At 45.5% G+C, this 797-nt stretch carries 1 protein-coding gene; it reads left to right on the top strand.

What is annotated here, in order from left to right; genetic code table 11:
• On the top strand, positions 1-797 hold a 797-nt coding region (locus GVN22_RS27460), incomplete at both ends, for a DUF6443 domain-containing protein (protein WP_240915793.1).

Here is a 797-nt window from a genome sequence, read left to right as displayed (position 1 = left end):
GCAGGTGGAGCCAACCTTTCGAATCCCAACCAAGCTCAAAGTACCATTACCTACTTTGATGGATTGGGACAAAGTACCCAAACTGTGGATGTCCATGCTGGTGGAGCAGGTCAAGATTTGGTGCAACTCACCGAGTACGACGACCAAGGTCGTGCCGTAAAACAGTATTTGCCTCTCCCTGTCAATGGTGGTAAGGGGGACTACAATACGGGTGTAGCTACTGCCACAGCCACCTACTATGGTACTGGCAATAGAGCCTATAGTCAAACGGTGTACGAACCCATGCCTTCGAGTCGAGTATTGAAGGTAGCAGGACCAGGCGATGAGAGCCTTTGGTCATTGAATAGCTCACCTTGGAACCGAGCTGATGGTACTACTAGAAGTATCTATACTTTTAATACCGCTAATACCATTCATGAAATTCGTGTAAGCCAGAGTAGTTTTGAGGCTGGTTCTTTAGCCAAGGGAATTACTAGGGTGGGTTATTATGGTAAAAACCAATTGACTGTCACTGAGACGATTCAAGAAGGAAACAAAAGTGAGACTGTCAACAAAAACCGAGTACGTGAGTACAAGGATAAGTATGGTCGTGTGGTGTTGAAAAGTGTCATCAATAGTGATAATGAGGTAGCCAATACCTATTATGTCTATGATGACTATGGACAGTTGCGAGCAGTGCTACCTCCCGAACTGAGTGCTGTGATTACAGGCTTGACCGAAGCCAATTTGACAGAAGCAGCCTTTTTGTATTGCTACGATGACCAAGGTCGTTTGGTTTACAAAAAAGTACCCGGTGC

This window comes from Cellulophaga sp. BC115SP, from assembly GCF_009905545.1.
GTDB classification, from domain to species: Bacteria; Bacteroidota; Bacteroidia; order Cytophagales; family Spirosomataceae; genus Flectobacillus; species Flectobacillus rivi.
This window is presented reverse-complemented; position numbering and strand designations above follow the sequence as displayed.